The 6,954-nt window shown below is 73.1% G+C and carries 6 protein-coding genes; 3 read left to right on the top strand and 3 right to left on the bottom strand.

Annotated features, from left to right (window positions below):
* Positions 1–195: 195 nt before the first annotated feature.
* Entirely contained in the window at positions 196–855 is a 660-nt protein-coding gene (locus tag HET64_RS06850; protein ID WP_215103141.1) for a DUF3000 domain-containing protein, read from the bottom strand.
* A 92-nt stretch (positions 856–947) separates the two neighbouring features.
* Between HET64_RS06850 and hemE the strand changes: the two genes are divergently transcribed.
* Positions 948–2,045: a uroporphyrinogen decarboxylase gene (gene hemE, locus HET64_RS06845; protein WP_215103140.1), complete on the top strand. Its 1,098-nt coding sequence runs from the start codon at positions 948–950 to the stop codon at positions 2,043–2,045.
* Positions 2,046–2,093: 48 nt separating this feature from the next.
* On the opposite strand, the gene HET64_RS06840 is transcribed toward hemE, so the two are convergent.
* Both HET64_RS06840 and HET64_RS06835 read right to left on the bottom strand, forming a co-directional pair.
* Positions 2,094–3,482 carry an FAD-dependent oxidoreductase gene (locus HET64_RS06840; protein ID WP_215103139.1) on the bottom strand — a complete coding sequence of 463 codons (1,389 nt, stop codon included), beginning with the start codon at positions 3,480–3,482 and terminating at the stop codon, positions 2,094–2,096.
* 67 nt (positions 3,483–3,549) lie between these two features.
* The gene (locus tag HET64_RS06835) at positions 3,550–4,533 is read right to left on the bottom strand and encodes a DUF4349 domain-containing protein (protein ID WP_215103138.1); all 984 of its coding nucleotides are present in this window, start codon (positions 4,531–4,533) and stop codon (positions 3,550–3,552) included.
* A 126-nt stretch (positions 4,534–4,659) separates the two neighbouring features.
* Between HET64_RS06835 and hemG the strand changes: the two genes are divergently transcribed.
* Complete coding sequence (gene hemG, locus HET64_RS06830) at positions 4,660–6,135, top strand: protoporphyrinogen oxidase (RefSeq protein WP_215103137.1); 1,476 nt, start codon at positions 4,660–4,662, stop codon at positions 6,133–6,135.
* A gap of 4 nt (positions 6,136–6,139) precedes the next feature.
* Positions 6,140–6,868, top strand: a complete 729-nt coding sequence (gene hemQ, locus HET64_RS06825) for a hydrogen peroxide-dependent heme synthase (RefSeq protein ID WP_215103136.1) — start codon at positions 6,140–6,142, stop codon at positions 6,866–6,868.
* The last annotated feature ends 86 nt before the right edge of the window (positions 6,869–6,954 follow it).

Genomic DNA, 6,954 nt, shown 5'->3' with positions numbered 1-6,954 from the left:
GTGGCGGGACGGGCCGGCTCGGGGGGTGAAGCCGGGGGCGAACCGTGCTTGAAGGGTCATTGACCTCTTCGGCAGCGGACCCGTCCTCCTTTAGGGGAAGATCGCGATTTGGTGAGTAACAATTCGGGCAAATAGGACGCGCGATCGATTGTACGAAAAGAGCGCCGGTGCTTGTGCGAAACGGGTGACGGAGTGTTACGAAACCTGCGGCCCGCGCCGTTGCGGCAGCGTCACCACGGCCGCGTCCGCCGGATCCGACGGCGGCAGTCCCGCGATCTGGCACAGCAGATCACCCCAGGCCATCAGGTGCGACGCCGTGTCCGGCACACCGCCGCGCGACTCCCTCGGCGTCCACGAGGCGCGGATCTCGATCTGCGTCGCCGGGCGGCGCGTGGACAGCGCACCGAAGTAGTGCGATCCGGCGCGCGTCACCGTCCCGCCGGCCTCCCCGTACGACAGGCCCCGCGCGTCCAGCGCACCCGTCAGCCAGGACCAGCACACCTCCGGGAGCAGCGGGTCCGCCGCCATCTCCGGCTCCAGCTCCGCCCGGACCAGCGTCACCAGCCGGAACGCGCCCTGCCAGGCGTCGTGCCCCGCCGGATCGTGCAGCAGGACCAGCCTGCCGTCCGCGAGGTCGTCCTCGCCGTCCACCACCGCCGCCTCCATGGCGTACGCGTGCGGGGCGAGCCGCTGGGGCGGCCTGGTCACCTCCACCTCCAGCTCCGGGCGGAGCCGCGCGGAACGCAGCGCGTCGACCGCCGCCAGGAACGCGGGCGGCACGGAAGGTCCCTCCGCGCGGTCCTCGCTTTCCACGCCGTCGGAATGATCGGAAAATTGTCCCTGAGCCGGAGCCATGCGGGGAAGAGTAGGCGGAAGCCGGGCCCCGCGCAGGGAGAGACACCCGTGCGGGGCCGGGCTCCTTCGGCGCGCGTGCGAAGATTCTGTGCGTGAGTGCCAACGACAGCCCTTCGGGCCAGCAGACGACGACCTCCGCCAGCCTCGACGCGGTCCGCCACGCCACCCACGACTCGGCGTTCCTGCGGGCCTGCCGCCGCGAACCCGTCCCCCACACGCCGGTCTGGTTCATGCGCCAGGCGGGGCGCTCGCTGCCCGAGTACCTGAAGGTCCGCGAGGGCATCGCGATGCTCGACTCCTGCATGATGCCGGAGCTGGTCGCCGAGATCACCCTGCAGCCCGTACGCCGCCACAAGGTCGACGCCGCGATCTACTTCAGCGACATCGTCGTGCCCCTGAAGGCCATCGGCATCGACCTCGACATCAAGCCCGGCGTCGGCCCCGTCATCGCCGAGCCCATCCGCACCCGCGCCGACCTGGCCCGGCTGCGCGACCTCACCCCCGAGGACGTCCCGTACGTCACCGAGGCCATCGGGATGCTCACCGCCGAGCTGGGCGCCACCCCGCTCATCGGCTTCGCCGGAGCCCCCTTCACGCTGGCCAGCTACCTCGTCGAGGGCGGCCCCTCGCGCAACCACGAGCGCACCAAGGCCATGATGTACGGCGACCCGCAGCTGTGGGCCGACCTCGTGGACCGGCTCGCCGAGATCACCGGCGCCTTCCTCAAGGTGCAGATCGAGGCCGGCGCCTCCGCCGTCCAGCTCTTCGACTCCTGGGTCGGCGCGCTGGCCCCCGCCGACTACCGCCGCGCGGTGCTGCCCGCCTCCGCGAAGGTCTTCGACGCCGTCGCCCCCTACGGCGTCCCCCGCATCCACTTCGGCGTCGGCACCGGCGAGCTGCTGGGCCTGATGGGCGAGGCCGGCGCGGACGTCGTCGGTGTCGACTGGCGGGTCCCGCTGGACGAGGCGGCCCGCCGCGTCGGCCCCGGCAAGGCGCTCCAGGGCAACCTCGACCCGGCGGTGCTGTTCGCGCCGACCCCGGCCGTCGAGGCGAAGACCCGCGAGGTGCTGGACGCCGCCGCAGGGCTGGAGGGCCACATCTTCAACCTGGGCCACGGCGTGATGCCGAACATGGACCCGGACGCGCTCACCCGCCTCGTGGGCCACGTCCACGAGCAGACCGCGCGCTGAACGACCGGTCGTACGGGGGCCGGACGAAAGAACCGGCCCCCAGGGCTCTCAGCTCCCCGCGCCCCGCACCGCCGTCACCGTCTTGCGGGCGGCCACCAGCACCGGGTCCCAGACCGGCGAGAAGGGCGGGGCGTACCCCAGGTCGAGCGCCGTCATCTGCTCCACCGTCATCCCGGCGGTCAGCGCCACCGCCGCCACGTCCACCCGCTTCGCCGCACCGTCCCGGCCGACGATCTGCACTCCGAGCAACCGGCCCGTGCGCAGCTCCGCGATCATCTTCACCGTCATCGGCTTCGCCCCCGGGTAGTAGCCCGCCCGCCCCGTCGACTCGATGGTCGCCGTGACGTAGCGCAGCCCGACCGCGCGGGCGTCCTTCTCCCGCAGCCCGGTCCGGGCGATCTCCAGGTCGCAGACCTTGCTCACCGCCGTACCGACCACGCCGGGGAACGTGCCGTAGCCGCCCCCGACGTTGGAACCGATCACCTGGCCGTGTTTGTTGGCGTGCGTGCCCAGCGCGATGTGCCGGGTCCGGCCCGCCACCAGGTCCAGGACCTCCACGCAGTCGCCGCCCGCCCAGATGTTCTCGTGGCCCACCACCCGCATCGACAGGTCCGTGAGCAGTCCGCGGTGCGGGCCCACCGGGAGCCCGGCCCCGCGCGCCAGCTCCGTCTCCGGCTCCACGCCGATGCCGAGGACCACCACGTCCGCCGGATACGTCCCCGCGTCCGTCGCCACCTCGCTCACCCGGCCGTCCGGACCGGTGAGGATCCTCGTGACCGCGGCCCCGTTGACCGTGGTGATGCCCAGCCCGTCCATCGCGTCGTGGACGAGCCGCCCCATGTCGGGGTCGAGCGTCGCCATCGGCTGCTCGCCCCGGTTGAGGACGGTCACCTCGAAGCCCCGCTTGAGCATCGCCTCGGCCATCTCGACGCCGATGTACCCCGCGCCCACCACGACCGCCCGCCGGCTCTCCTTCGCGCCCAGGGCGTCCAGCGAGTCCAGCAGCGCCTGCCCGTCGTCCAGGGTCTGCACCCCGTGCACCCCGGGCGCGTCCATCCCGGGCAGCGCCGGGCGCACGGGACGGGCCCCGGTGGCGATCACCAGCTTGTCGTAGCCCGTCCAGTACGTCTCCCCGCTCTCCCGGTCCAGCGCCTTCACCCGCCGCCCGGGCACGTCGAGTTCCGTCACCTCGGTCCGCATCCGCAGATCGATGTCCCGATCCCGGTGCTCCTCGGGGGTGCGGGCGATCAGGTCGTCGCGCGCCTCGACGTCGCCGCTCACCCAGTACGGGATGCCGCACGCGGAGTACGACGTGAAGTGGCCGCGCTCGAAGGCGACGATCTCCAGCGCGTCCGCCGCCTTCAGCCTGCGGGCCTGTGACGCGGCGGACATGCCCGCCGCGTCACCGCCGATGACCACCAGTCGCTCCGCTGCCATGCCGGGTCCCCTTTCGCCGATGCGCCTGCCTGGCGCATCACCACGTCGGAGCCCCACGCTACGGCGGTCAGGGGGCGGGAGTGCCCTCCGGCTCCGGCCGGGGCGCCGCCGGGGCCCTGCGGGCCGCCCGCCGGGCCCGCAGCACCCGCCAGACCAGCAGCGCCAGAGCGGCGGTGAGCAGGAACGGGAACGCGGCCCCGAACGCCACCGCGATCCACCGCAGCATCGTCACGAACGCGTCCCAGCCGCCGCCCAGCGCGTCCAGGAACCCGGTGTCCTCCTCCCGCCCGTCGTCGTCCGGGGCGTCCGGCGGCGTCAGGTCCAGGGTGATCGTCGCCAGCGAGGTGCGGTCCTTCAGGCTCGACTGCTGGGCGAGCAGCGACTCCAGGTCGGACTGACGGCTGCTCAGCTCGCCCTCCAGGGCGACCACGTCGCTGATCTTCTCCGCCCGGTCCATCAGCTCCCGCACCCGGGCCACGCTCGCGCGCTGCGTGGCGATCCGGCTGTCCACGTCGACCACCTCGTCGGTGACGTCCTTCGCGTTCGAGGTGCGCGACAGGAGCTTCCCGGAACCGGCCAGCTCCCGCAGCACCTCCTGGAAGCGGTCCTGCGGCACCCGCAGCACCAGGTGCGAGGTCTCGTAGGTGTCGTCGAGCCGCTCGGTGTTCTCCGTCGCCACGAGGCCGCCCGCGCCCTCCGTGGCGGCGCGCGCGGCGGCGACCGCCTTCGGCACGCTCCTCACCTCGACGGAGAGCGTGGCCGTACGGATGACGTGGGTGGCCGCCGCCCCCGGCTTCGGCGCCGCCTTCGCCCCGGACGGTTTCCCGTCCGCCCGATCCTCGGCCGCCGACGCGGCCCCGTCGGCGTCCTCTCCGGCCCCCGCCCTCTCCCCGGGCGGCGCGTACTTGCTGTCCGCCGCCTTCGCGTTGCCGCCCGACGCGTCGCTCGACGCCCCGCAGCCGCCGACGGCGAGCAGGAGACCGAACACCCCGGCCACGAGCGCGGCTCGCCCGCGGGCCGAGGATCGATCGCCTCTGCTGTTCCATTCCATAACGGGTCCCCCCAGGACGGTGGTTGATGGTGCCGGTTCGACGTGGCCGCCCCGGGACCGGTTGCCGGTGGGCGGTTTCGAAGTGGTCACGGTCAGGACGCGGTACGGGTTTGAGAGAGTGGACCCATGCAGCGTTCTCAACAGCGTGCGGAAACGCCCCGGGGTCACGTCGTCGTCATCGGCGGCGGCATCGCCGGCCTGGCGGCCGCCCATCACCTGGTCGGCACCGGACTGCGGGTCACCCTCCTGGAGGCGACGGACCGGCTCGGCGGCAAGCTCATGACCGGCGAGGTCGCGGGCGTCCAGGTCGACCTGGGGGCCGAGTCGATGCTCGCCCGGCGCCCCGAGGCGGTCGCCCTCGCCCGCGAGGTGGGCCTCGCCGACCGCCTCCAGCCGCCCGCCACCGCCACCGCCTCGCTGTGGACGCGCGACGCGCTGCGCCCCATGCCCAAGGGACACGTCATGGGCGTCCCCGGCGACCCGGCGGTGCTCGGCGAGGTGCTGTCCCCCGAGGGGCTGGCCCGGATCGCCGAGGAGCGCGACCTGACCCCGACCCCCGTCGGCGACGACGTCGCGGTCGGCGCGTACGTCGCCGACCGGCTCGGCCGCGAGGTCGTGGACCGGCTGGTGGAGCCCCTCCTCGGCGGGGTCTACGCCGGCGACGCCTACCGGATCTCGATGCGCGCCGCCGTGCCCCAGCTCTTCGAGGCGGTGAAGGAGGGCGGGCCACTGCTGGAGGGCGTACGCCGCATCCAGGAGCGGGCCGCCGCCAAGCAGCAGACGGGACCCGTCTTCCAGGGCATCGAGGGCGGCATCGGCACCCTCCCGGCAGCCGTCGCCGACGCCGTACGGGCCGGTGGCGGGGAGATCCTCGACCGCACCCCCGTCCTCGGCCTGACCCGTACGGAGCCGGGCTGGGCCGTCCGCACCGACACCCGGACGATCGCCGCCGACGGCATCGTCCTGGCCACCCCCGCCTGGTCCGCCGGCACCCTGCTGGCCGCCGAGTGCCCGGCCGCGTCCGCCGAGCTGTCCGGCGTCGAGTACGCCTCGATGGCCCTGGTCACCCTCGCTTTCCGGCGGGCCGACATCGAGGCGTACGAGGCCCTGCGCGGCCGCTCCGGCTTCCTCGTGCCGCCGGTCGACGGGCACACGATCAAGGCGTCCACGTTCTCCAGCAACAAATGGCAGTGGGTCGCGGACAGCGCCCCCGGCCTGTTCGTGCTCCGCACCTCCGTCGGCCGGTACGGCGAGGAGGACCATCTGCACCGCGAGGACGAGGAGCTCGTCGCCGTCTCCCTGCGCGACCTCGCCGCGGCCACCGGGCTCACCGCCCGGCCCGTGGACACCGAGGTCACCCGCTGGATCGGCGGCCTGCCGCAGTACCCGGTGGGCCACCTCGCCCGGGTCGCCCGGATCCGCGACGAGGTCGCGGGGCTCCCCGCGCTGCGGGTCTGCGGCGCGGTCTACGACGGGGTCGGCATCCCCGCCTGCATCGCGAGCGGGCGCCGGGCGGCCGACGAGATCGCGCGGGAGATCACCGGAGAGATCATCGCCACGTCGACCCTGGTTCGGGGCACGGGGAGCGAGGCGGGACAATAGCCGTATGAGTGCTCCTGAGACTGTGACATCAAGCAAGAGTCCGAACGCCGGCAAGAAGGCCAAGGACCTCAACGAGGTCATCCGCTACACCCTGTGGTCGGTCTTCAAACTGCGCGACGTGCTCCCGCTGGACCGCGCGGGGTACGCCGACGAGGTCCAGGAGCTGTTCGACCAGCTCGCGGCCAAGGACATCACCGTCCGGGGCACCTACGACGTCTCCGGGCTGCGGGCCGACGCCGACCTCATGATCTGGTGGCACGCCGAGACCTCGGACGAGCTCCAGGAGGCGTACAACCTCTTCCGGCGCACCAGGCTCGGCCGTGCCCTCGACCCGGTCTGGTCGAACATGGCGCTGCACCGCCCGGCCGAGTTCAACAAGTCCCACGTCCCGGCGTTCCTCGCCGACGAGACGCCGCGCGACTACATCAGCGTCTACCCCTTCGTCCGGTCCTACGACTGGTACCTGCTGCCCGACGAGGACCGCCGCCGCATGCTCGCGGACCACGGCAAGATGGCCCGGGGCTACCCGGACGTCCGCGCCAACACCGTCGCCTCGTTCTCGCTGGGCGACTACGAGTGGGTCCTGGCCTTCGAGGCGGACGAGCTGTACCGCATCGTCGACCTGATGCGTCACCTGCGCGCCTCCGAGGCACGTCTCCACGTGCGCGAGGAGGTCCCGTTCTACACGGGCCGCAGGAAGAGCGTCACCGACCTGGTGGCCGGGCTCGCATAACCAGCGAGTCCCGCACCACCCCAACCCGGAAGATCAGAAGGGCGGGCACCGGGCACCGATCGTGCCGTCCGCTCCTCCAGCGACAC

It is taken from the genome of Streptomyces sp. McG3, assembly GCF_018619185.1.
Taxonomy (GTDB): domain Bacteria; phylum Actinomycetota; class Actinomycetes; order Streptomycetales; family Streptomycetaceae; genus Streptomyces.
This window is presented reverse-complemented; position numbering and strand designations above follow the sequence as displayed.